Source organism: Pseudomonas sp. CVAP#3, from assembly GCF_018986375.1.
Classification (GTDB): domain Bacteria; phylum Pseudomonadota; class Gammaproteobacteria; order Pseudomonadales; family Pseudomonadaceae; genus Aquipseudomonas; species Aquipseudomonas helvetica.
Genome location: NZ_JAHMSC010000021.1, coordinates 68,288 through 91,143 on the forward strand (window position 1 = coordinate 68,288; position 22,856 = coordinate 91,143).

Sequence of the window (22,856 nt, forward strand, 5' to 3'; positions counted from 1 at the left end):
CAGGTTGGCGCATCTACACTCGCAACGCCATGCTGCGCCTTGACGCTGCCGGGCGTGCGCCGTAGCCTTGGCGCTCAAATTATCGACGTAATAAAATTTAGGGATCGCCTCATGCTGCGCAAACTCTCACTGGCTCTTGCCGTGTCTTGTGCGTCCAACGGAATGGCCTGGGCAGCAGAAACGCCATTATCGACCAATACCGATTTGGTCAGCGTCTACCAGGAAGCCGTCGACAACAATGCCGACCTGGCTGCCGCCCGCGCCCAATATGGTGCGCAAAAGGAAGTCGTGCCCCAGGCCCGCGCCGGCCTGCTGCCGAACCTCTCGGGTAGCGCCGAGGTCGCCGATGTTCGGACGAAAATCGACCAACCATCGGCTATTGCCAATCGCAGTGCCCACTTCTATCAAGCAACGCTGGCCCAGCCGTTGTTCCGCGCCGATCGCTGGTTCCAGCTTCAGGCGGCCAAGGATGTCAACGAGCAAGCAGCGCTGCAGCTCTCGGCGACCGAGCAGAACCTGATCCTGCAAAGTGCCGAAACCTACTTCAACGTGCTGCGCAGCCAGGACAACCTGGCCTCGACCAAGGCCGAGGAAGCCGCGTTCAAGCGCCAGCTCGATCAGTCCAATGAGCGCTTCGATGTGGGCCTCTCGGACAAGACCGACGTGCTGCAATCGCAAGCCAGTTACGACACCGCGCGCGCCAACCGGATCCTCGCCCAGCGCCAGGTGGATGATGCGTTCGAAGCGCTGATCACCCTGACCAACCGTCAGTACAACTCGATTCAGGGCATCGTCCACACCTTGCCGGTCCTGCCGCCAGCGCCGAACGACGCCAAGGCCTGGGTCGACACCGCCGCCAAGCAGAACCTCAACCTGTTGGCCAGCAACTACGCGGTCAGCGCCGCCGAAGAAACGCTCAAGCAGCGCAAGGCCGGTCACGCACCGACCCTCGATGCGGTGGCGCAGTACAAGACCGGTGACAACGATGCGCTGGGCTTCAGCAACCCGAGTGCCTTTGGGCAACCGTACGGTGGCACCGTCTCGCAAAGTACGGTCGGCCTGCAACTGAACATTCCGATCTACAGCGGCGGGCTGACCAGCTCGCAGGTTCGCGAGTCGTACTCGCGCCTGGACCAAAACGAACAGCAACGCGAAGCACTGCGTCGGCAAGTGGTGGAAAACACCCGCAACCTGCACCGTGCGGTGAACAGCGATGTCGAGCAGGTGCAGGCACGTCGCCAGTCGATCATCTCGAACCAGAGCGCGGTGGAAGCCACGGAGATCGGTTATCAGGTAGGCACGCGCAATATCGTCGACGTACTCGACGCCCAGCGCCAGCTGTACACCTCGGTGCGCAACTACAACAACAGCCGCTACGACTACATTCTCGACAACCTGCGTCTGAAGCAGGCGGCCGGCACCCTCAGCCCAGGCGACTTGCAGGACCTGAAGCGTTATCTCAAGGCCGACTACAACCCGGACAAGGACTTCCTGCCGCCGGACCTGGCCAAGGCTGCAGCGGAACAGCTGAAGGCTAATCCCGGCCAGTAAAAAACCAACCCTGTGGCGAGGGAGCTTGCTCCCGCTGGCCGGTCCGCGTTCGGGCGAAGCAGTCGTAGTTCGGTGACTACGGTGTGCCTGATACACCACGGTGTCAGTTTTTTGGGCTGCTTCGCAGCCCAGCGGGAGCAAGCTCCCTCGCCACAGATGTCAGGCTCCGAATTAGTTGATCAACCGCCCCAACCCATCCAGCAAACGCTGCAAGGCGCCTTGATTGGCGCGCATCACATTCAGTCCCGCCTCTGCCATCCGCTGCGCATCGCGTGGCAATTCAAACAGTCGCTGCACCGCTAGCGCCAGCCCGTGGGCGTCATCCACTTCCTGCAACGCCTGGGCACTGCGCATCAATGCAGCGATCTCAAGGAAGTTGAACAGGTGCGGCCCGCTCAGCACCGGTTTGGCCAGCGCCGCCGGCTCCAGCAGGTTATGCCCGCCATTCGGCACCAGGCTACCGCCAACAAACGCACTGTCGGCCAAGGCGTAGAGAAACAGCAACTCGCCCATGGTGTCACCGAGCAGCACTGAGGTGCTGGCGCTGACCATTTCGCCGGTCGAACGACGGATCGTGTTGAAACCTTGCTGCTGGCAGAGTTCGAACACCGGATTAAAGCGTTCGGGGTGACGCGGCACCAGAATCAGCAGCGCATCCGGATGGCTGGCGAGCAATTGTCGATGCGCCGCCAGCACCACTTCGTCTTCACCTTCATGGGTACTCGCGGCGATCCATATCGGTCGCTCGACCGCTTGCCATTGCTGACGCAACTCGGCGGCCCGTTGCAACAACAGTGGGTCGATGCGCAAATCGAACTTGATCGAGCCGGTTACTTCGACCGTTTCCGCGCGCGCGCCCAGCTGCCGAAAACGCTCGGCCTCGGCTTCGGTCTGCACCGCGAACAGACTCATTTCGGCCAGCATCGGCTGTGTCAGCTTGCTGAAACGGCCATAGCCTTTGGCCGAACGCTCTGAAAGCCGGGCATTGGCCAGCGCCACCGGGATCCCGCGTTTGGCGCACTGATGAATGTGGTTGGGCCAGAGTTCGGTTTCCATGATCACCGCCAGTTTCGGCTGAACCCGGTCGAGAAACCGCGCCGCCGCACATGGCAGATCGTAAGGCAGGTAGCAGTGCTGAATGCGCGGCTCATTGGCGAACATTGCGTGAATCCGCTCGGAGCCGGTTGGGGTCATACAGGTCACGGTGATCGGCAGCTGTGGATAACGTTCGAGCAACCCGCGAATCATGGGGGCAGCGGCAATGCTTTCGCCAACCGACACCGCATGTACCCAGATGCCACCAGGTTTCATCACCGGCAAGCCAATGGAGAAGCGCTCGCCGATACGCTTGGCGTACGCTGGCGCCTTGCGCGAGCGCAGCCACAGCCGAATCGCTACCAGTGGCAGCCCCAGGTAAAACAGCGCGGTGTAGAGAGTTCTATTCATGGCGGCGGAGTTTATCGGCTTTTTTAGCCGATCGCCTGCAAGTGCACGGCAAAACGTTCCGCCAACCAACGCGCCGCCGGCCCCAGCGGTTCATCACGCCGCCAGACCAACTCCACCACCAACGCTGGCGGGGTCCATTCGCTGACCAGTTCGACCATCTGCCCCTGATACGCCGGGTACTGCACCACATGCCGCGGCAGCCAGCCCCACCCCAGGCCACGCATCAGCCACTCGGCGAGAACGTAGAAACTGTCGGCGCGCCAGACTTGCGGGCTGGCTTGTTCACTGCCGGGGTAGACGCTGGAATGCGTGGCCATCAACAGTTGTCGGTGTTGCGCCATCTGCTGGCAATTGACCTGCCCTTCTACGGCCAGCGGATGCCCGACTCCGCACACCGTGACCATCTCGACGCTGCCCAGCACCCGACGCTCCAGGGCTTCGGGAATCTGTTCGTGATAAAACAGCAAGCCCAGATCGGCCCGGCGCTCCACCAGTTTGCGCGCCACATCGCCCTGGGCGGCGCTGGCCAGTTGCACTTCCAGGCTGGGAAATTGCTCGGCCAATGCTTCGAGGCTGTCGAGCACCGGTTGATAAGGCATGGCCTCATCCTGCGCCAGACGCAAGCGCGCTTCCTGGCCGCGCATCAACGCCAGCGCCCGCCCATTGAGACGCTCACACTGGCGCAGCACCTCTCGAGCTTCTTCGAGCAACGCGCTGCCTGCTTCGGTCAAGCGCGGCTGGCGGCCGCTACTGCGATCAAACAGGTTCAGGCCAAGGTCTGCCTCAAGCAGTGCAATCGCACTGCTGACCGCCGACTGCGCCTTGCGTTGATTGCGCGCGACTGCCGAAAATGAACGCTGCTCGGCCACACTGACGAACAAACGCATCTGCTCCAGATTCCATTGCACACTCATGATTCAACCCATCTTCAAATCAGATAGGTAATGACTTTACCCCATCTCGAAAGCCTCTAGAATGCCGACCTCATCAAGCAGGCCAAAATACGAGGATCACACCATGAACGCTTACTACCTCCTGGCTATCGCCATCTGCGCCGAAGTGATCGCCACCGTATCGATGAAAGCGGTCAAGGGCCTGAGCACGCCACTCCCTTTGCTGTTGATCATCGTTGGTTACGGCATTGCGTTCTGGATGCTGACCCTGGTGGTGCGCACCATTCCGGTTGGCGTCACCTACGCGGTATGGGCCGGTATGGGGATCGTGATGGTCAGCATCGCGGCGCTGTTTCTCTACGACCAGAAACTCGACATCCCGGCCATGCTCGGTATGGCGCTGATCGTCCTGGGCGTGGTGGTCATCCAGCTGTTCTCGAAAACCGCCGGACACTAAACCCCGATACCGGTCCATTGTGGCGAGGGAGCTTGCTCCCGCTGGGTCGCGAAGCGGCCCCAAAACCTGATATCGAGGTTTGGGGATAAGACCGCATCGGTTCATTTGCGGCTGCTGCGCACCCGAGCGGGAGCAAGCTCCCTCGCCACAGGTTTGTGCATAGCCTGACCAGCCACCTGTTGATCGCCAGCAAAACCTCTATTCGTCGAGTCTGTATACTGCGCCTCTAGTCCTGAACTCTGAGGTCGCTGCATGCCATCCGTTATTTCCACCGACGTACTGATTGTCGGCGCTGGTGTCGCCGGCCTCTGGCTGAACGCACGCCTGCGTCGCCAGGGTTTCTCGACCGTACTGGTGGAAAGTGCCAGCCTCGGCGGCGGACAGAGCGTGAAGTCCCAGGGGATCATCCACGGCGGCGCCAAGTACGCGCTGCATGGCGCGTTGACCGGCGCTTCCGAAGCGATTGCCGACATGCCGCGCCGTTGGCGTGCAGCCTTGGCCGGCGACGGCGAGCTGGACCTGTCCGGCGTGCGCCTGCTGTCCGAAGCCCATTACCTGTGGTCCCCAGGCACCCTCGCCGGCAACCTCACCAGTTTCTTCGCCAGCAAAGCGGTGCGCGGCCGGGTCGATCAGGTCAAGGGCGAGCAACTGCCGCCGGCCCTGCAAGACAAGCGCTTCAAGGGCAAGGTCTATCGCCTCGCGGAACTGGTGGTCGATGTGCCAAGCCTGATCGGGCGTCTGGCTGAGCTTGCCGGTGACGGCCTGCTGGCCGGGCAGAAGATCGAGCCACTGCTGGAAAATGGTGAGCTGGTCGGCCTGCGCGTTGACGAGCGTGAGATCCGTGCACAGCGCATCGTCCTCAGCGCTGGCGCTGGCAACGCTGACTTGCTCACGGCGCTCGGCCTGAGCCAGCCAGCCATGCAACGTCGGCCGCTGCACATGGTCATCGTCAAAGGCCCGAGCCTGAAACCGCTCTACGCCCACTGCCTGGGCGGCGGGCCGAAGCCGCGCATCACCGTCACCACCCACCCGGCCGCCGATGGTCAATGGGTCTGGTACCTGGGCGGTGATATCGCCGAAGCCGAAGGCGTGGCCCGCGAACCTGCCGCGCAAATAGCCGCCGCACAGAAAGAACTCGGCAACCTGTTGCCGTGGGTCGACCTCAGCCAGGCGCAATGGGCGACCTTGCGGGTCGAGCGTGCCGAGCCACTGCAATCGGGCCTGAGCCGACCCGACAACGCCTTCCTCGCCGAGCAGGATCGCCTGCTGGTGGGCTGGCCGACCAAACTGGCGCTGGCACCGGACTTCGCTGACCGGGTAATGGCGTCGCTGCAACGCGACGGCATCCAGCCAAGCCATCCGGCGCCGTTGCCAACCCTGCCAAAACCGCCGATGGGCGTGCCTGCCTGGGAGCAACTGCTGCCATGAGCCAGGCCACCCTGCACGACCTGCATCGCCCGCTGGGCAGTACTGGCCTGCTGGTTTCGCCATTGGGCCTGGGCACGGTGAAGCTTGGCCGCGATCAAGGGGTGAAGTACCCCAATGGCTTTCAGATCCCGGACGATGACGAAGCGCGCAGGCTGCTCAAGCTGACCCGCGAGCTGGGCATCAACCTGATCGATACCGCGCCCGCCTATGGCCGCAGCGAAGAACGCCTCGGCCCGCTGCTGCGCGGTCAGCGTCAGGAGTGGGTGATTGTCAGCAAGGTCGGTGAAGAATTCGTCGACGGCCTGTCGCACCACGACTTCAGCGCTGCCCACACACGCTTTTCCATCGAGCGCAGCCTGAAACGCCTGGAAACCGACTTTATCGATCTGGTGCTGGTGCACTCGGACGGCAATGATCTGGCGATTCTCAACGAGTGCGAGGTCTACCAGACCCTCGCCGAGCTCAAGCGCGAGGGCAAGATTCGCGGGTTCGGGTTTTCCGGCAAAACTGTCGATGGTGGGTTGAAGGCTCTGGAACAAGGTGATTGCGCCATGATCACCTACAATCTCAACGAGCAGGCCGAGCGGCCGGTCATCGACTACGCTGCTGCCCACGGCAAAGCCATTCTGGTGAAGAAGGCTCTGGCCAGCGGTCACGCCTGCCTCAGCCCCGGCGTAGATCCCGTACGCGCCAGCTTCGAGCTGTTGTTTACGCAACCCGGTGTCGCCAGTGCTATTGTCGGGACCATTAATCCGCTGCACCTCGCCCACAATGTGGCGATTGTTGCTCAAGTCCTACGTAGTCGTTGAACAGCCGCCACAGCGGCCGACCCCGACGCAAGAAGGAGCCGACATGCCGCGAACGCTCATAAGAAAGAATCCCAGCAACTTCAAGACCCTGCCGTTATACGTCGAAGCGACTCCCGAAGGCCTGAGTTATCAGAGTGTCGGCAGGCCGCTGAATTTCTCCCAGACCCTGCAACGTCGGCGCCCGGTCACGGTAGCCAATCCAGAGCACTTTTCGCTGGAGTTGGCCAACCTCGGCGTCTCGGTACGGCTGACTCTGCACTGGCAGAATCGCGATTACTGGGTGCTGGTCCGCCAGCGTCGTCAGGACCGTGGCGACGTGGTACTCAAACTGATCTCGGGTTATGTGCCGGCTCACGAGCTGAACCTGCCGTTGCACACGGCCATTCAGGAGATTGCCGAGGAATGCCTGCTGGAAACCCCCGAAGGCTGGCTTGGCGGGCGCTTCAATGACACCTGGCTGCCAGCGCCTTACGCCAGCGCGCTGCATTACCGCGAGGCGCTGCCGTTCCGCCTGACGCCGCTGTCTGGCGCTGCACGTCCGGTGCGCTGCGCCAACATGCAGTTGATCGAACGCCCACGAGCCTACGTGCATCTGCCCACGGCTTCGTTGCAGTTGATCTACGATTTGCGCCTGGACGTGCCCAAGGAAACCAAATCCCTGAGCCTGTTTCATGTCGATGAACGCCTTGAAGGCGATCAACTTGTCGCACGACTGGATCGCAAGCGCCCCGACCTGTACCTGATGCCGCTTGAGGATGGCCAGCCATTACCCGAGCTCTATACCCTGAAAAAAGATCAGCTCTACCCGGCAAGCACACGCGGACTGTATCTGGCAGAAAGTTTTGCCCAACAGGAAGGCTGGCTGGTGCGTGACGAGCGGATTCGCTGGAAGGACTGGCTCAGGCAGCAGGGCTTGAGCCAACCGGGCAAGGCATCGGGTTTCAGCCGATTGACCGGCAAGGCCAAACTGCTGCTGAAGAAAATCGTGCCACGCAAGGTGGCACGCTAACTCGGCATCACAGACTGTGAAAACAGGGCTTTTGTGGCGAGGGGGCTTGCCCCCGCTGGGCCGCGAAGCGGCCCTAAGTTCTCAGTCGCGCATGTTGTATTGCGCCTGCTTCGCAGGCGAGCGGGGGCAAGCCCCCTCGCCACAGCAAGCCCCTTGCAGCGTCGTTTCAGGTCTTGCGGATTTTTTCGACAATAGCCGTCGTCGAGCTGTTTTCCACCAGCCCCAGCACTTTCACTGTTCCGCCATAAGCGCTGACGATGTCGGCGCCGACCACTTGGTCGATCCCGTAATCGCCGCCCTTGACCAGCACGTCCGGCTTGACCTGTGCCAGGAGGTTTTCCGGAGTGCCTTCAGAGAAGCTGATCACCCAGTCCACCGCGCCCAGACCCGCCAATACCGCCATGCGCCGGTCAACACTGTTGATCGGCCGCCCAGGACCTTTCAAGCGGCTCACCGACGCATCGTCGTTGACCGCAACGATCAAACGATCGCCCTGCGCCCGCGCCTGCTCCAGGTAGGTCACATGGCCCGCATGGAGGATGTCGAAGCAGCCATTGGTAAACACGATCTTCTCTTTGTGCGCACGCGCATCGTCGACGGCCAGCAGCAATTGCTCCAGGCCCAGGACACCCCGTTCGGAACCTTCTTCACGCTGAATCGCGCGACGCAACTCCGGAGCACTGATCGCTGCCGTACCCAGCTTGCCGACCACGATGCCAGCGGCCAGGTTGGCCAGGGCCACCGCGTGCGGCAGTTCTTCGCCAGCAGCGATCGCCGCCGCCAACGTAGAAATCACCGTATCACCGGCACCGGTCACGTCGAACACTTCACGGGCCCGTGCGGGCAAGTGCAGCGCCGGATGATCAGGACGCAGCAAGGTCATGCCGTGCTCGCCACGCGTGACCAGCAAGGCGCCGAGTTCAAGGTCGTGCATCAGCTTCGCGCCCTTGCTAGCCAGATCGTGCTCATCGACGCAACCACCAACAATGGTTTCAAACTCGCTGAGGTTCGGGGTGATCAGGCTCGCACCGCGGTAAATCGAGAAATCCTTGCCTTTGGGATCCGCCAGCACCGGAATACCACGGGCACGTGCGGCCTGGATCAGCACCTGGTGGTTCTTCAACGCGCCTTTGCCGTAGTCGGACAACACCAGCACCTTGATACCTTCGAGCAGGCCGTCGACTTCAGCCCCGAGCGCCAGCGCGTCGGTGGCAAACGGTTCTTCGAAGTCGATACGCAGCAATTGCTGGTGGCGACTCATGACCCGCAGTTTGACGATGGTCGGCTGATGCGCGATGCGCTGGAACAGTGCACGTACACCGGCGCCTTTTAGGCTATTGGTCAGGCTGTCGGCGGCCTCGTCATCACCGGTCACACCGACCAGGGACGCCGGCGCGCCGAGCGCGGCAATGTTCAAGGCAACGTTGGCAGCACCGCCCGGGCGGTCTTCGATTTGCTCGACCTTGACCACCGGCACCGGCGCCTCAGGAGAAATCCGTGAGGTACCACCATGCCAGTAACGGTCGAGCATGACATCGCCGACCACCAAGACAGGGGCTTGATCGAATCGCGGCATGGACAACTTCATGGTGCAACCCACATACAAAATGAACAGGGGCGCGATATTAGCACAGGGTGAACGCTGCCTAGTTCGACAGCTTCAACAGGTGTGCATTACGCCGCTACATTGTTCATTTTTTAAGCAAAACAGCCAGGACGTGCTGCACGGCTTCAGCCAGCTCGACCTCGTCGGTGTTGATTTCGCAGTCCGCCTGCTGCGGTGCTTCATAAGGGCTGTCGAGACCGGTGAAGTCCTTGATTCGCCCCTGCAGTGCAGCTTGATACAAACCCTTGGGATCGCGCCGGGCGCAGATGTCGAACGGCGTGCTGACATATACCTCAAGAAACTCGTCCGTGCGGAACAAGGCTCTGGCCGATGCTCGATCAGCCTGAAACGGCGAAATCGCCGAGACAATCACAATCAACCCCGCGTCGACCATCAACCGCGCGACTTCGGCAATACGCCGGATATTTTCCTTGCGCGCTGCAGCGCCCATACCCAGGTCATTGCACAAACCGTTGCGCACGTTGTCGCCATCCAGCACAAAGGTGTGGCGCCCCAGCTCATTGAGCTGCAACTCGAGTGCATTGGCCAAGGTCGACTTGCCAGCACCCGACAGCCCCGTCAGCCACAGACAACACGGTTGCTGATGCTTGAGCGCTGCTCGGGCCGAGGGCGACAACGACAATGCAAAGGGGCGAATGTTCGACGAATGTGCAGCAATGAGCGGCGACTCATTCATAACCAAGCACCTCGTAATCACGCTGATAGGCACGCCGTACCAGGCGCCGTGTGCGCACCGAGCAAAAATCGCGTACGGGCTCAGCGCGACGCTCTTGCGAGATATTCAGATGAGGCAACGATGACGTCATGCCGAGATGCTGGCAGAGCAGTTGAAAGTCGCGTTCCAGGTGTTCCTGATAGCCGACGAAATCCATCGCCATGCGCCCCATGGAGTCATTCAAAAAGTCGGTTTGCGGTGCAAAATGAAGCTGTTTACGGATGTTATCCGGGTGCAGCCAATGCCCGACGAAATCATCAAAATCCCGGTAACTGTTGACCAACAGCCGAGCCGATTCATCCCGTTGCGGCAACTGGTTGCCGCGCAAATAGGCATAGGCGGAATAAACCCGCTCCAATGGATCGCGGACAAACGCAAACTTGAAACTGCGTGCGTAGTGTTCGGGAAACTGCTGTTCGTACCAGTACAGCGGCAGGTGTCCAGGCGCCCAACCATTGAACAACGCCGAGCACACGCTGCTGCCGGCACATTTCGGAACATGGATGAACAGGCATGAGCACTGCTGAAAGTGTGCAGGAAAAACGGTATTGCCTGACATCGACTTGTTCACGGCTTGCCGGTCAACGACCGACAAACGGCCCAGCAAAAAGGTGCGCTGTGTTTTGGGGAGTAGTTTCCAGAGGTGACGTTGCAACATTCCAGTCCCCGCACGAGAAGGTTGTCCTTCCCGTTTGCATTCACAATCGAAGCAGGAACCATAACAAGCACGGCACGCAGAATTATTTAGGCTTGGTCAAGTATGTAAAGGGCTGGATACAAATCGTCGGACGCGTTGCGCGCCCGGGAGGCTGACAGGGTGAGCGATGCTCACCCTGGCGTCGAGCTCAGGCTATGTCCGCCGGAGAGGGTTCGTCCAGTCCCATGGCATGCAGACGCGAATAGTACCCGCCCTGTGCCAGCAGTTGGGCGTGAGTACCGCGCTCGACAATTTCACCGTGGTCCATCACCAGGATCAGATCGGCCTTTTCGATAGTCGACAGACGGTGTGCGATCACCAGCGTGGTACGACCCTTCATGACCTTATCCAGCGCTGCCTGAATATGCCGCTCGGACTCGGTGTCCAGTGCCGAAGTCGCCTCGTCGAGAATCAGCAACGGTGCGTTTTTCAGCAAGGCGCGAGCAATGGCCAGACGCTGACGTTGACCACCGGACAGCAATACCCCGTTCTCGCCGACCTCAGTGTCCAGGCCATGTGGCAACTGGGAGATGAAGTCCATCGCATAGGCATCTTGTGCAGCTTTCTCGATGTCTGCACGAGGAGCCCCGGCCAGATCACCGTAGGCGATGTTGTTGGCCACGGTATCGTTGAACAGGGTGACGTGTTGTGTGACCTGAGAGACATGCTTGCGCAGGTTACGCAGGCGATAGTCTTCAATCTCTACTTCATCGAGCAGTATTTGCCCCGTTTCATGATGGTAGAAACGCGGGATCAGGCTGGCCAGCGTCGACTTGCCACTTCCCGAGCGTCCAACCAGTGCGATCATCTGCCCCGGCGTCGCAGTGAAGCTGATGTTTTTCAACACCTCGCGATCAGTGCCCGGGTAAGTGAAACTCAGGTTGTGTACATCCAGACGACCGCTGATACGCTCGCGCTCGATAGTGCCAGCATCGAGCTCCGGCTCGACATCGAGCTGTTCGAAAATGCTTTCAGCACCCGCCACGCCTTTCTGAATAGTCGAGCTGACTTCGGACAGCTGACGAATCGGCTTGGGCAACAAACCCGCAGCCGTAATGTAGGCCACCAGATCACCGGCCGTCGCATCACCACGCAGAAACAGCACCAGGAACATCAATGCGGCCATGGCGCTATAAATCACCAGTTGCAGTGCAGGGGTGTAAATTGCACTGGTTCTGGTCATGCGCAATTGCTTGTCGGTGTTGCTCTGACTGGCTTTGGCAAAGCGCTGTTGCTCGTAGCTTTCACCACCGAAGCTGCGAACCACTCGATAGCCCTGAATGGTTTCGGACGCGACGTGAGTCACGTCGCCCATCGCCACCTGAATCTTCTTGCTCTGCTTGCGAAATTTCTTGCTGGTATTGCCGACCATGAAGGAAATCAGCGGCAGAATCGCCAGCATCACCAAGGTGAGCTTCCAGTTCATCCACAACAGGTAGCCGAACAGAAAAACTACGGTCAGACCTTCGCGAATCACCACTTTAATGGCGTCTGTTGCAGCACCGGTCACCATGGTCACGTTGAAGGTGATACGGGAAATCAGATGCCCGGAGTTGTGGGTATCGAAATAACGGTTAGGCAACACCAGCAGCTTGTTGAACAACTCCACCCGCAAGTCATGAACCAGCCCCAGGGAAACTCTGGCCAGGTAGTAGTTACTCAGGAACGAACCAAGCCCTTGCCAGGCAGCGATCAAGATGATCAACAGCGGCACGGCAACCAGCAACTTCAACTCACGTAGATACGGAGTGTGGGGAAAGAGCACTGCTTCAGGGTTGCTCAAGCCATCGACGAAATATTTGAGAATCCCGGCCAGCATCGGCTGGGTGGAGGCAAATATCACAAAACCCACGATACTCAACAGGAAAATGCCAACGTAGGGTTTTACATACCCCAACAGTCGCAAATAGATTTTCAGGCTTGATTCCTGTTCCGCATTGGGCGGTGCTGCACTCATCGTAGAGCTCACTGATTAGGTTGAACGCGAAATTTTATCACAGGCTTTGTATTTGGCCTGTGTCCATACCAAAACGGTGGCGAGGCCAACCGGTAGCCAGCTGATGAACCATTCGGCTCGTGGCGATCCACTGATGCTGGCCGCATCGAATTGCATGGCCAGGAACGAGAACAGCCAGATCCCGATGACACCCTGACCATACAGCGTTTCACGAGCTCGCCATGCTTCACGCAATACCGCAAACCAGACCACACACCACAGCAAGAGCCCTGGCAGCCCCAATTCGATTGCAATATGGGTGAACAGGTTGTGCGCGTGATCAAATTCGACGCCTTCGGCAAGCACCGTGTAGCCAGACTCCAATCCCAGGCCACGCAAGGGATGTGCAGCGATCATGTTCAGACTGGCCATCAATATTTGAGGCCGGTACGAGGTACCGCGAGCCAACACCAGCGGTTCGAAAAGCCAGAACGCCAGCATCGCCAGCACCAGTGCGCCAATAGCGATGATGCAGCTACGTCGGTTGCGGCTCCAAATGGGCATTGCCACCAGCGTCAGCAACAGCGCCAGCGCGGCGCCACGACTCTGGCTCAGCACGACAAAGCCTGCGAGCAAACCCAGTGCAACCAACCAGGCACCTTGTAGCCAACGGGTCCGGGGTACCCAATGGATCATCCAGACCGCCGCCACGCCCAGTACGTAACCGCCCAGAATCGGGTGACTCAACTCCCCCAACCCTTCAACGCGCGCGGTCCAGGTGTTGCCGTCGATCAGATAAAACTTGATGGCCGCCAACAGTGCACTCAATGCCAGGCCCAGGCCGCCCCATTGCATGACACGCACGACACGCTCCGGACGGGCATTGGCAAATACCGGAAAAAACAACAGGAACACCACGATGTACAATATGCGTTTGGCGCCCCGTGTCAGGTCATCATCATGAGTCCACGACACGCTGATCAACGACCACAGCACCAGCCCGAGCAGCCCAAGACAAAACACCCGCTGTGCTTGCCAAAGCTCAAATAACCGGGCACGTGCCGACCAGGCAAAAAACATTGCCGGCAACCAGAGAAACACGGTCAACCCTTGCTGATAAAGCTTATTGGTCGGCGCAAAAGCAATGGCAGTCAAAAACCAGAACAATCCGGTCGTCATCCATACCTGCGCCCAACGCGTTTCCTGCATTGACCTTTCCTCGTTAAATCGTCCGATCGCCAAGCCGGCATGGTGAAAACAGCAACTTTTCGGCATCATTGATCGCCAATACGCCCGCAATTTCTACAAGGCTCTCTACATGCAATGCTTCCGGCTTCCACAAGCCGCTTTAAATCAGATGATTAAAGGCGCCAGAGTACTAGAAGCCGACAGCTTCGGCCCGAAAGTATTTCTTCTGCCGGACGGGAACATCCTCAAACTGTTTCGCCGCAAGCGGCTTCTCTCGTCGGCATTGTTTCGCCCCTATTCAAAGCGCTTCATCGACAATGCCGCCCGACTCGAAAAGCTCGGCATTCCTACCCTTCAGACGCTCACACTCCATCAGCTGGATACGCCTGGCATGACGGCCGTGCTTTACCGTCCCCTGCCAGGAGAAACCCTGCGCCAGCTGGCAGACAAAAACGGCTTCGACTGGCAACAGACCCTGCCGGCACTGACCGCATTCATCCGCGAACTCCATGCAGCCGGGGTCTACTTTCGCTCGCTGCACCTGGGCAACATCGTCGTGACTCCAGGCAACCAGTTCGGCCTGATCGACGTCGCCGACATGCGCTTCTTGCGGGGGCCGCTGCCGCAGCACCTGGTCAAGCGCAACCTGCAACACTTCGCACGGTATATTGATCGAGAGAAGCTGAACGAGAGCTTTCCAATGCAGACGCTGGAGCAAACCCTACTCTGTGCATGACAACAACCTGCGGGCAACCTGGCTGAATTCCAGCCAGGCGTCGTCCGGCGAAAGTACAGTGAATTGAGCCGCAGCGACCGATTCAGAAGCGACACCAAGCGCCTGTATTAACGCCTCGCTCCAGGCGGTCACATCCTCTGGCGTGGCGTAACAGCCCGCCCCTGCCAATTGCTCGCGAAACACTGCCAAATCGCTGGACAGCACCGGGACACCGGCCATTACCGCCTCTTGCAGGATCAAGCCAAGACCTTCCTCAAGTGACGGGATCGCGATCCAGTCGAAAGCCCGAAAAAGCGTCGCTGCATCCTCCAGGTTTCCGGGCAACAGCACCTTGTCGCGTAACCCAAGCTGGTTGACCCGCACCTCCAGCGCAGCCCTTGCCTGACCTTCCCCAATAATCACCAGGCGCAACTGCGGGCGCTGTGTCAGCGCCTTGGCAAAGGCTTCGATCAGGCATGCAAAGCCTTTTTTGCCAACCAGGCGCCCTACAGCCCCCACGACAGGTGTGTTGTCGACGGGCAATTGCAGCCGAGCACGCGCCTGCTCACGAGAAAGCAACCGGGAACGAAAAGCCAGTGGATCGAGCGCACTGCGCAACGTGACGACGGGAATCTGTAAATCGGCCTCAAGTGCGTTGGCCAGGGTTTGCGAAACCGCCGCAAGGGTCAGCTGTGAAGCGGGAAATCGTGAAAGCAACTTGCGATCGGCTGCGCTGATCCGGGTCGCGCCATGAAAAAGCACCACCGCGCGCAACTGCGGCAGCTTCTTGAGGACCGGTAACAGGGCACGAGCCGTGCCTAAGCCGTCGAGCAACAGCACGCGCACGTCACTTTGATTCAGGGCGTGATAAAAACGCGCCTGCATCCACAGCGTCAGCAGTTTCCAGAAACGCCTGCCCTTGAGTTGATTGGAGGACAGATGCCACTCCCGCGTTTCACCGATTTCAGCGACACAGCCGCGCGCACTACCCTGCAACAGCCAGGTATTGATCGGTGTTGCGGGTTCTACCTGAGCAAGTATCTGCAGATGAACCTTGTGGACAGAGGCATAGGCAGCCCCCCCGGACCACATGACATTAAGGATACTCATCGAGCGGAAAGCCCTTTTTCACATCGGCTGATGGCACGTTTTATTATGATTTCGAGCACTTTCAATGATTTGAAAACCCTGTCAAATGCCCAGCTTCAGGCGTAACCGTTCGATCAGACTCAATGCGGCGCGAGGCCTCAAAGCCGGCTGGAGCTCTTCGACAATACGCTGACCAATACGTGCGAAGCTGAATTGACTGACCGCCAGATCGCGTCCGTTTCGGGCAATGATCGAAGCCAACTCAGGATCGGCACGCAGCCTGGCGAGTTTTTCCTGCAGTTGCGGGATATCCCGATAAAGCACCACGTTGTGCATATCCTGCAGCCCCAGAGCCCGAGTTTCCTCATCCCCCTGATCGAAGGCCAACAACACGCAGCCACAGGCCATCGCTTCAAAGTTCTTGATCATGAACTCGCCCATACCAACGTCGGCACTGACGAAGAAGCGGATACGGTTGAGCGTGTCGCGATATTCGTCACCGGAATGGGTACGAGTCACTACCAAGGGTTCGACACCCGCCAACTCATCGAGCAGCGCTTTGCGACCGCTGTACGCCACGCTATTGGTACTGCCGACGAAGGCCAGTTCGATATCGCGCTCACGCCCCTGATCCTGCAACAGGGTCTGGTCATAGCCCTTGGGCACGAACACCGCGTCAAAGCCTTCTTCACGTAAACGCTTGGCGACCACGAAACCGGAACTGATCACCCGCGCCCACGGCAGGCGGCGGTAATGCGCACTGAACTTGCCGGTGTACTTGCAGGGAATGTAGTTCTGGTAGGCATCGTGTTCAAGAATCACCAGATTGGGAATCGTGCGAATGAACCCGACCTGGCGGATTTCCTGCTTGAACCGCAGGAAGAACACGATACGGTCATAGCGCGACACATCCACTTCACGCCGGAAATAGCCACGCAGGTTGCGCTGTTCATCACTGCTCAACCAGCGCAGGTCGCATTCGCAATGAGCGGCCACACCTTCGTACAAACGGTCCAGAATGGCCCGCTGTTCTTTCTGCACCAGAAATAGAACCTTCATTGTCTTCCTTGCAGCATTGAACAGCCCGACAAAAGCCTGAAATCACCCTTCTGCCCTGGCAGAAAGACTCCATGCGACAACCATTTACAAACGCCAGAACAGCTCATGCCGACGCACAGCCTTGCGAAAAAATTCGTTCTCGCCGTAAGGCGAGCCTGAACGCCCTGCCAGCAGACGCTGCAGCCCGCGACGCATCCGACGCTTGAACGGCGCACGCGGCTGCAAGTCATGCATCATCCCCAGCGCCATAGCCTTGTCGCGCTGTTGCTCGATCGACAATACCAGGCAATAGGGTTGTAGCACGTGCGCCGGATCGAACACCGGCGGTAACGCAATCCCGGCCTCGGAATCACCCATTGGCCAGCGATCATTGTCGTGCAGATGGTTCGCGTATCCGAGCAGTGTAGTCGGCTGCCACTCAAGCCCCTTCAAGGCTTCCAGCACCGCATGCTGTGCACAGATGTGATCGGGATGCGGATCCAGCGAGGAGTGCGGCAGGACGATCACTTCAGGGCGCGCCTTGAGCAGCAGTTCGCGCAGATCGGCCAGCAGGTTATTCCAGGTCGGTGCACCATCGCTGTCACCGGGCAACGCAAACGGATTGAGTTGGCGAAACAGTCGCGTGTCGTTCAGATTCGCTTCACGCGAGCCCACCGGTTGGTCCGGCGCCGCCTGCATGGCTGGCAATTGCAGGCAGAAATACCCCAATTGCACACACTGCGATTCAGGCACGCCGGCCCAGCGCGGCACCGCAATACTGTCCCAGGCACGCAAACGGCCTTTGATGCGCGACGCCTCGACGGCGTCCAGCCCCATCTGCTGATAGTGCCCGGCTTCAATTTCGCCGGCGGTCAACGTGACAATCCAGGCCTCGTCGGCCTGGCTGTACAAACCGAAAGCGGCCAGCTCCGCATCGTCGGCGTGAGGCGCGATCACCATCACTCGCTGACGGCGGTAATCAGGTTGTTCGAACGACCAGAGCATGGGTTCGCCGAGCAATCGGCAGAAACGCCCGCGCACACGTAAATCGCCCTGCGACAGAACATGCGCCTGACCACTGAGATTGAGGTAACGCAGGCCGTCTACACCACGCTCGAAGGCTTGTCGGTCTGGATTATCGCCACCCGACAACTCGACTGCAGGATCGAAAAAGCGTCCCAGCCAGGTGCTTTTTACCCGCAGTACCAGTACCAGCGTGGTGTCGTCGGTCAGGATGACGCCGTCATCGAGCAGCAGACGCGCCCCCTCCAGCCGGACCTTGGGCTGCTGCGTGTAGGGCGGGAAGCTGTATTGGTAATCGTCCTTGGGCGAGTAAAACAAATGGTCGGCAAACCACGCTTCATGAGCAACCCAGGCCAGGACCGCGAGTACCAGCGGCAGCCACCAGGTGACCAGCAGGCCAACGGCAATCAACAGCAGGACACCGATCAACAGACCGATGCGCTTGTTACGTCGATGACGCTTGAGCAGTTGCTGCTTGCGATTGAGTGGCAGGCTCATGGTCTGGCTCATACGGTGAACACCGGCACAGGGTTGCACCAGCGGTCCTTGTATTCACGATCAGCACGCCCGAAGGAAAAGCGCAGCGGTTTGTCGATTGCTCGTGCGTGCTCCCAGGCGCTTTGGGTATTGAGAAAACTCAATACGCTGCCGGGGCTGAACTCACGAGTCTCGGGGTCGACGCCACCGTTGATGTACTCGACGCTGATCCACTCTGGCGCTTCAACACGGTAGACCAACTGAATCGCAATCGGCGCATCGTTGAGGAAAATCACCGAGCCGATCATCAGCTCGCGTAGCAGCTCGAGCACCTCGCCCATGCGCGGCGCACCGGTTGCCGGAAATCCCCAGCGGCGCTGGAACAGATCGCAATAAATCGCCGCGAGTTCCTGACTGGAAAAGTCGCTGACCGGTCGTATTACGCCACCGGCCTCTTCCAGCAAGCGCAGTTCACGGCGCTGGTTGTAGCGAAACTTCTTCGACAGCTCTTCAGGTGTGCGGGCCATGGCCAGTTGTTCGGCTTGCAGCTTGAGACCGGCAAAGCGACCTTCATTCAGCGCCGACAAGTAGCGCCCGCGGTGCCGCAACAGCGCTTGCGCGTCGGCTGCAGCTGGCAGGATGAATTCAGCGTTGCCAAGATCGAACAAACCTTTCTTGCCATTACGCTTGAGCACGTCCTTGGACAATGCCAGGTCGCGGCCCCAGGTCGGGATCGCGGCTTTCAGTTCGCCACCCTGCTCCCAGGCCAGGTAACGCACCGGGATATCGGCCAACTGCGCCAGGCGTTCGACCACCAGTGGATGCGTTGCGACGCTACCGCCAAAACGCTGCCAGGCATCGCGATACGTCGACGCATCGACAACGGACCAGCCACGCTCGCGCCAGCCTTGAAATCGGTTGAGCATCAGGCCCTCGCCGTCAGTTCAAGGACGTGCGGCAGACGCCAGAACGCCTCGTGCACTGCACGATCCGAGAAGCGCTCGCGCAGGCGATCAAGCATCATTTCGGCGCAGACCTGATGCTCGTGCTGATTCATCACCGCCAGATGTTGCAGGCCCTGCGCCAGGTGTTCGACATCCCCCTGCGGGAACAAAATACCGACACCTTCGACCACCTCCGCAGCCCCGCCGCACGCGGTGGCCAGCAATGGCACACCGGCGGCCATCGCTTCGAGCAGCACCATGCCGAATGGCTCGTGGTCGGAACTCAGGGCAAACACATCGAAAGCCCGGAAGTAGCGACGCGCCTCCGGCACCTGACCGAGAAACAGCACACGATCACCAATACCGATTTCACGAGCCAGATCCTTGAGCCGCTGCTCCAGACGTCCGCTGCCAAGAATCGCCAGTTGACTGCCGACCGGCAAACGCGGCAAGGCCTGGGCAAAGCCGCGCAGCAAAGTGGCCTGGTCCTTGTCCGGGTGCAGGCGACCGACGTTGCCGATCACCCACGCATCCGGCGACAGCCCCAAAGCGTCGCGCGCCTCATCGAAGGACACCTGAGTGGCCTGCAACGCGTCGACATCGATGCGGTTGTAGAGGGTTTGAATCCGCGCCGCCGGCCACTTCGGCAGGCAACGGCGCATGTCGTCGCGGACCGCATCGGAAACCCCGAGCAGGCTTAGGCGCTTGCGAAAAATATGCGCGAACAGCTTGCGCGTCCGCCGCTGGTAATCGCCAAAGGCGTGGTGCACGCCGATTACCGGCAGCGCCGTACCAAGCAAGGCGATGTAGATCGGCTTGAAACGGTGGGCGATACAAAAACTGAAATTGCGCGACTGGGCGATTTTGCGCAGATCGGCAATCGCCGAAAGCTTCAGGCCACGAATGGCCTTGGAGCTGTATTCCATGAACAGCACTTCATCAGACGCACAGCCTGCCGCAACGTCAGCATCGGCAACCCCGGTGAGAAACACCGTGGTCACTCGATAACCAGACCCTGCAAACAGGCTCGCGTACTGTCGGGCGCAGTCCAGGAACGGCCCGTCATAGCCGTGACAGAACTGCAGCACATGGCGTTCAGCCGAGCGTGTCATAAGCGTCCGCGCCGTCTTTGACCACCAGAATGTCTTCCATGATCAGATACTGTAGATCGGAACCGAAGAACATGTTCAGGGCATCGGTCGGCGAGCAGATCATCGGCTCGCCGCGGCGGTTCAGCGAGGTGTTCAGCGACACGCCGTTACCGGTCAGCACTTCCAGCGCTTTCATCATGTCGTAATAACGCGGGTTGTATTCGCGCTTGAGCACCTGGGCACGGGACGTACCGTCTTCATGGACGACTTCCGGCACGCGGGTTTTCCACTCTTCAGCCACTTCGAAGGTGAAGGTCATGAACGGTGCCGGGTGATCGATCTTGATCATCTGCGGCGCCACGGTGTCGAGCATCGACGGGCAGAAAGGCCTCCAGCGCTCGCGGAACTTGATCTGATGGTTGATCCGGTCAGCCACGCCCGTGGCACTCGGGCAACCGATGATCGAACGACCGCCGAGCGCACGCGGACCGAACTCCATGCGTCCCTGGAACCAGGCCACCGGGTTGCCGTCGACCATGATTTTGGCGATCTTCTCCGGCATGTCGTCAAGCTTGCGCCACTTGGGCGCGCTCGGGTGACGGGCGCAGGCCGCAATCACGTCTTCGTTGCTGTACGACGGGCCGAGGTAAACGTGCTCCATCTTCTCGACCGGTACGCCACGGGCGTGGGACACGTAAGCCGCAGCACCCACCGCCGTGCCGGCATCGCCGGACGCAGGCTGTACGAACAATTCCTTGACGTCGTCGCGAGCGATGATTTTCTGGTTCAGCTTGACGTTCAACGCACAGCCGCCAGCAAACGCCAGCTTGCCGGTTTCCTTGAGCACGTCGCCCAGGTAGTGGTCGATCATCTGCAACGCCAGTTTTTCGAACAGCGCTTGCATGCTCGCGGCGTAGTGGATGTACGGCTCGTCAGCAATATCGCCTTCGCGTTTCGGACCCAGCCACTCGATCAGCTTCGGCGAGAAGTAGAAACCCTTGCCCTTTTCTTTGTAGCGACGCAGGCCGATGACGTTGGCGTAATCGGTGTTGATCACCAGCTCGCCGTTTTCGAACGACGCCAAGCGGGAGAAATCATATTTGCTGGCGTCGCCGTACGGCGCCATGCCCATGACCTTGAACTCACCGTCGAGCATCTCGAAACCGAGGAACTCGGTGATCGCGCCATACAGGCCACCGAGGGAATCCGGGTCGAAGAATTCCTTGATCTTGTGGATCTTGCCGTTCTCGCCATAACCGAAGAAGGTCGTGGCGTACTCGCCCTTGCCGTCGATCCCGAGGATCGCGGTTTTCTCTTTGAAACCGGAGCAGTGGTAGGCGCTGGAGGCGTGGGCCAGGTGATGCTCGACCGGCTCGATCTTGATTTTCTTCGGATCGAAGCCCAGTTGCTCGAGGCACCAGACAATCTTGTTGCGATAGCGCTTGTAGCGACGGTTGCCCATCAGGATCGCATCAAGCGCGCGATCAGGGGCGTACCAGTAACGCTTGGCGTAGTGCCAGCGGGCCTTGCCAAACAGGCTGATCGGGGCAAACGGGATCGCCACTACGTCAACGTCGGAAGGTTTGATGCCAGCCTGTTCCAGACAGAACTTCGCCGACTCGTAAGGCATGCGGTTCTTTGCATGTTTATCGCGTACGAAGCGCTCTTCTTCAGCGGCCGCGACCAGCTTGCCGTCGATGTACAAGGCTGCGGAAGGATCATGGCTAAGGGCGCCGGACAGGCCAAGAATCGTCAATGCCACAGGGGTCTAGCCTCTTAAGTCTGCATGCAGGCGACGTGCGCCTGAAAATAATGTGTCCTCGCAAAAGGGCGAGAAACAGCTAAAGGGCGGGATTATAGCGTAAAGATGGCGGGAATGACCCAGAGGTTGTTTGACGCACAAAGTTCATATTCAACAGGACACAGCAAGCGACGACGACAAAAAGAACGATGTTTATAAAGCCTGTAGGTTTCAGGGAAGCATCCGACATGTTTTTCAGGTTGCTGGTGGGAAGCCGCGTGACTAGTCTCTGGTGGTCGCTGCCAATTCAGCGACCGGGTTTCGCAGCCCGAGTACACTCCAGGCGCACTTAGGAGCGTCACCATGCACAAGATCACTCCTGATCTCGCAGAAACCCCAAGCACTTCCCCCTACGCCTCCACCGACTCGAAAAAACTCCACGACGCCGCCGAACGGGCGCTGGATCACTACCTCAAACCACCATTCGACAAGGGCAACCTGCCCGATAAACGTCCCTCCAACATCTTCGCGGTCATCCCTGATCTGGATAACGAAACCCTGCTGGCGCATGCCTCGGAAACCCTCGCCTCGGTCAATGTGCTGGCCAGCGATCTGGCATTCGAGCTGGAAGGCACGCGCCGACATGTAGCGCTGGCAATTCAGCAGATGATCTCGTTGGGGGAACTGTTGGTGAATCGAGCGCTGGATAATTTCGATCAGCCAGAGGCGCCGTAACACCCCACGGTGGGAGGGTCGCCCGGCCCGTTCCACCGTTTTGATATGTATATATCCGCGAATGATTGCGGTCGTTCCCACGCTCTGCCTCTGCTCACGAATCGTGACGCAGAGCGTCACAGGATGCATTCCCACGCAGAGCGTGGGAACGAGATCTAAGCCGTACGCGCTCTTACCACTCAGGCCGGCCGGTAGGCCGCCGTGCTGTTGCTGTTGATCTTGATCCACCCGCCCCGTCGGGAGGCCG

General features: G+C 59.5%; 20 protein-coding genes. 7 read left to right on the plus strand and 13 right to left on the minus strand.

Going from position 1 to position 22,856, the window contains the following annotated elements; genetic code table 11:
- Positions 1-111: 111 nt before the first annotated feature.
- On the plus strand, positions 112-1,551 hold the full coding sequence (locus tag KRR23_RS25570; protein ID WP_216744713.1) for a TolC family outer membrane protein: 1,440 nt from the start codon (positions 112-114) through the stop codon (positions 1,549-1,551).
- A 171-nt stretch (positions 1,552-1,722) separates the two neighbouring features.
- Here the strand turns inward: KRR23_RS25570 and waaA are convergent, their stop codons facing one another.
- A complete protein-coding gene (waaA, locus tag KRR23_RS25575) occupies positions 1,723-2,997 on the minus strand; it encodes a lipid IV(A) 3-deoxy-D-manno-octulosonic acid transferase (protein WP_216744714.1) in 1,275 nt (424 codons plus the stop codon).
- A gap of 23 nt (positions 2,998-3,020) precedes the next feature.
- Complete coding sequence (locus KRR23_RS25580) at positions 3,021-3,911, minus strand: LysR family transcriptional regulator (protein WP_216744715.1); 891 nt, start codon at positions 3,909-3,911, stop codon at positions 3,021-3,023.
- Positions 3,912-4,014: 103 nt separating this feature from the next.
- On the opposite strand from KRR23_RS25580, the gene KRR23_RS25585 reads away from it, so the two are divergent.
- From KRR23_RS25585 to KRR23_RS25600, 4 genes are all read left to right on the plus strand, one after another.
- The gene (locus KRR23_RS25585) at positions 4,015-4,347 is read left to right on the plus strand and encodes a multidrug efflux SMR transporter (protein WP_019691475.1); all 333 of its coding nucleotides are present in this window, start codon (positions 4,015-4,017) and stop codon (positions 4,345-4,347) included.
- Positions 4,348-4,599: 252 nt separating this feature from the next.
- Positions 4,600-5,775: an FAD-binding oxidoreductase gene (locus KRR23_RS25590; RefSeq protein WP_103316329.1), complete on the plus strand. Its 1,176-nt coding sequence runs from the start codon at positions 4,600-4,602 to the stop codon at positions 5,773-5,775.
- Positions 5,772-6,584, plus strand: a complete 813-nt coding sequence (locus tag KRR23_RS25595; RefSeq protein WP_216744716.1) for an aldo/keto reductase — start codon at positions 5,772-5,774, stop codon at positions 6,582-6,584. Before KRR23_RS25590 ends, KRR23_RS25595 begins: the two co-directional genes overlap by 4 nt.
- Positions 6,585-6,627: 43 nt before the next feature.
- Positions 6,628-7,593, plus strand: coding sequence for a metal ABC transporter ATPase (locus KRR23_RS25600; RefSeq protein WP_103316331.1), 966 nt, complete (start codon positions 6,628-6,630; stop codon positions 7,591-7,593).
- Positions 7,594-7,759: 166 nt separating this feature from the next.
- Here KRR23_RS25600 and hldE read toward each other — a convergent pair whose 3' ends face one another.
- The 5 genes from hldE to KRR23_RS25625 form a co-directional block, all read right to left on the minus strand.
- Complete coding sequence (gene hldE / locus KRR23_RS25605; RefSeq protein WP_216744717.1) at positions 7,760-9,181, minus strand: bifunctional D-glycero-beta-D-manno-heptose-7-phosphate kinase/D-glycero-beta-D-manno-heptose 1-phosphate adenylyltransferase HldE; 1,422 nt, start codon at positions 9,179-9,181, stop codon at positions 7,760-7,762.
- A gap of 103 nt (positions 9,182-9,284) precedes the next feature.
- On the minus strand, positions 9,285-9,896 hold the full coding sequence (cysC, locus tag KRR23_RS25610) for an adenylyl-sulfate kinase (protein ID WP_216744718.1): 612 nt from the start codon (positions 9,894-9,896) through the stop codon (positions 9,285-9,287).
- Entirely contained in the window at positions 9,889-10,593 is a 705-nt protein-coding gene (locus tag KRR23_RS25615) for a sulfotransferase family 2 domain-containing protein (protein WP_216744719.1), read from the minus strand. Before KRR23_RS25615 ends, cysC begins: the two co-directional genes overlap by 8 nt.
- A 187-nt stretch (positions 10,594-10,780) precedes the next feature.
- The gene (gene msbA / locus KRR23_RS25620; protein WP_216744720.1) at positions 10,781-12,589 is read right to left on the minus strand and encodes a lipid A export permease/ATP-binding protein MsbA; all 1,809 of its coding nucleotides are present in this window, start codon (positions 12,587-12,589) and stop codon (positions 10,781-10,783) included.
- A gap of 15 nt (positions 12,590-12,604) precedes the next feature.
- Positions 12,605-13,777 carry an O-antigen ligase gene (locus KRR23_RS25625; RefSeq protein ID WP_216744721.1) on the minus strand — a complete coding sequence of 391 codons (1,173 nt, stop codon included), beginning with the start codon at positions 13,775-13,777 and terminating at the stop codon, positions 12,605-12,607.
- A gap of 109 nt (positions 13,778-13,886) precedes the next feature.
- On the opposite strand from KRR23_RS25625, the gene KRR23_RS25630 reads away from it, so the two are divergent.
- Entirely contained in the window at positions 13,887-14,492 is a 606-nt protein-coding gene (locus tag KRR23_RS25630) for a toluene tolerance protein (protein WP_216744722.1), read from the plus strand.
- Here KRR23_RS25630 and KRR23_RS25635 read toward each other — a convergent pair.
- The 6 genes from KRR23_RS25635 to KRR23_RS25660 all read right to left on the minus strand — a co-directional run bounded on the left by KRR23_RS25635 (position 14,478) and on the right by KRR23_RS25660 (position 21,895).
- Entirely contained in the window at positions 14,478-15,581 is a 1,104-nt protein-coding gene (locus tag KRR23_RS25635; RefSeq protein ID WP_216744723.1) for a glycosyltransferase, read from the minus strand. The genes KRR23_RS25630 and KRR23_RS25635 overlap by 15 nt on opposite strands.
- An 81-nt stretch (positions 15,582-15,662) precedes the next feature.
- The gene (locus tag KRR23_RS25640) at positions 15,663-16,619 is read right to left on the minus strand and encodes a glycosyltransferase (RefSeq protein WP_216744724.1); all 957 of its coding nucleotides are present in this window, start codon (positions 16,617-16,619) and stop codon (positions 15,663-15,665) included.
- A gap of 84 nt (positions 16,620-16,703) precedes the next feature.
- Positions 16,704-18,131: a PIG-L deacetylase family protein gene (locus KRR23_RS25645; RefSeq protein WP_216744725.1), complete on the minus strand. Its 1,428-nt coding sequence runs from the start codon at positions 18,129-18,131 to the stop codon at positions 16,704-16,706.
- A complete protein-coding gene (locus KRR23_RS25650; protein ID WP_216744726.1) occupies positions 18,128-19,024 on the minus strand; it encodes an antimicrobial resistance protein Mig-14 in 897 nt (298 codons plus the stop codon). Before KRR23_RS25650 ends, KRR23_RS25645 begins: the two co-directional genes overlap by 4 nt.
- Positions 19,024-20,154, minus strand: coding sequence for a glycosyltransferase (locus tag KRR23_RS25655; protein WP_216744727.1), 1,131 nt, complete (start codon positions 20,152-20,154; stop codon positions 19,024-19,026). The genes KRR23_RS25650 and KRR23_RS25655 overlap by 1 nt, the downstream gene beginning before the upstream one ends.
- Positions 20,138-21,895 carry a carbamoyltransferase gene (locus tag KRR23_RS25660; RefSeq protein ID WP_216744728.1) on the minus strand — a complete coding sequence of 586 codons (1,758 nt, stop codon included), beginning with the start codon at positions 21,893-21,895 and terminating at the stop codon, positions 20,138-20,140. Before KRR23_RS25660 ends, KRR23_RS25655 begins: the two co-directional genes overlap by 17 nt.
- Before the next feature lie 342 nt (positions 21,896-22,237).
- Here KRR23_RS25660 and KRR23_RS25665 point away from each other — a divergent pair, with 342 nt between their 5' ends.
- Positions 22,238-22,609 (plus strand): DUF6124 family protein, encoded by a 372-nt coding sequence (locus KRR23_RS25665; RefSeq protein ID WP_216744729.1) that lies wholly within the window; start codon positions 22,238-22,240, stop codon positions 22,607-22,609.
- Positions 22,610-22,856: the final 247 nt, after the last annotated feature.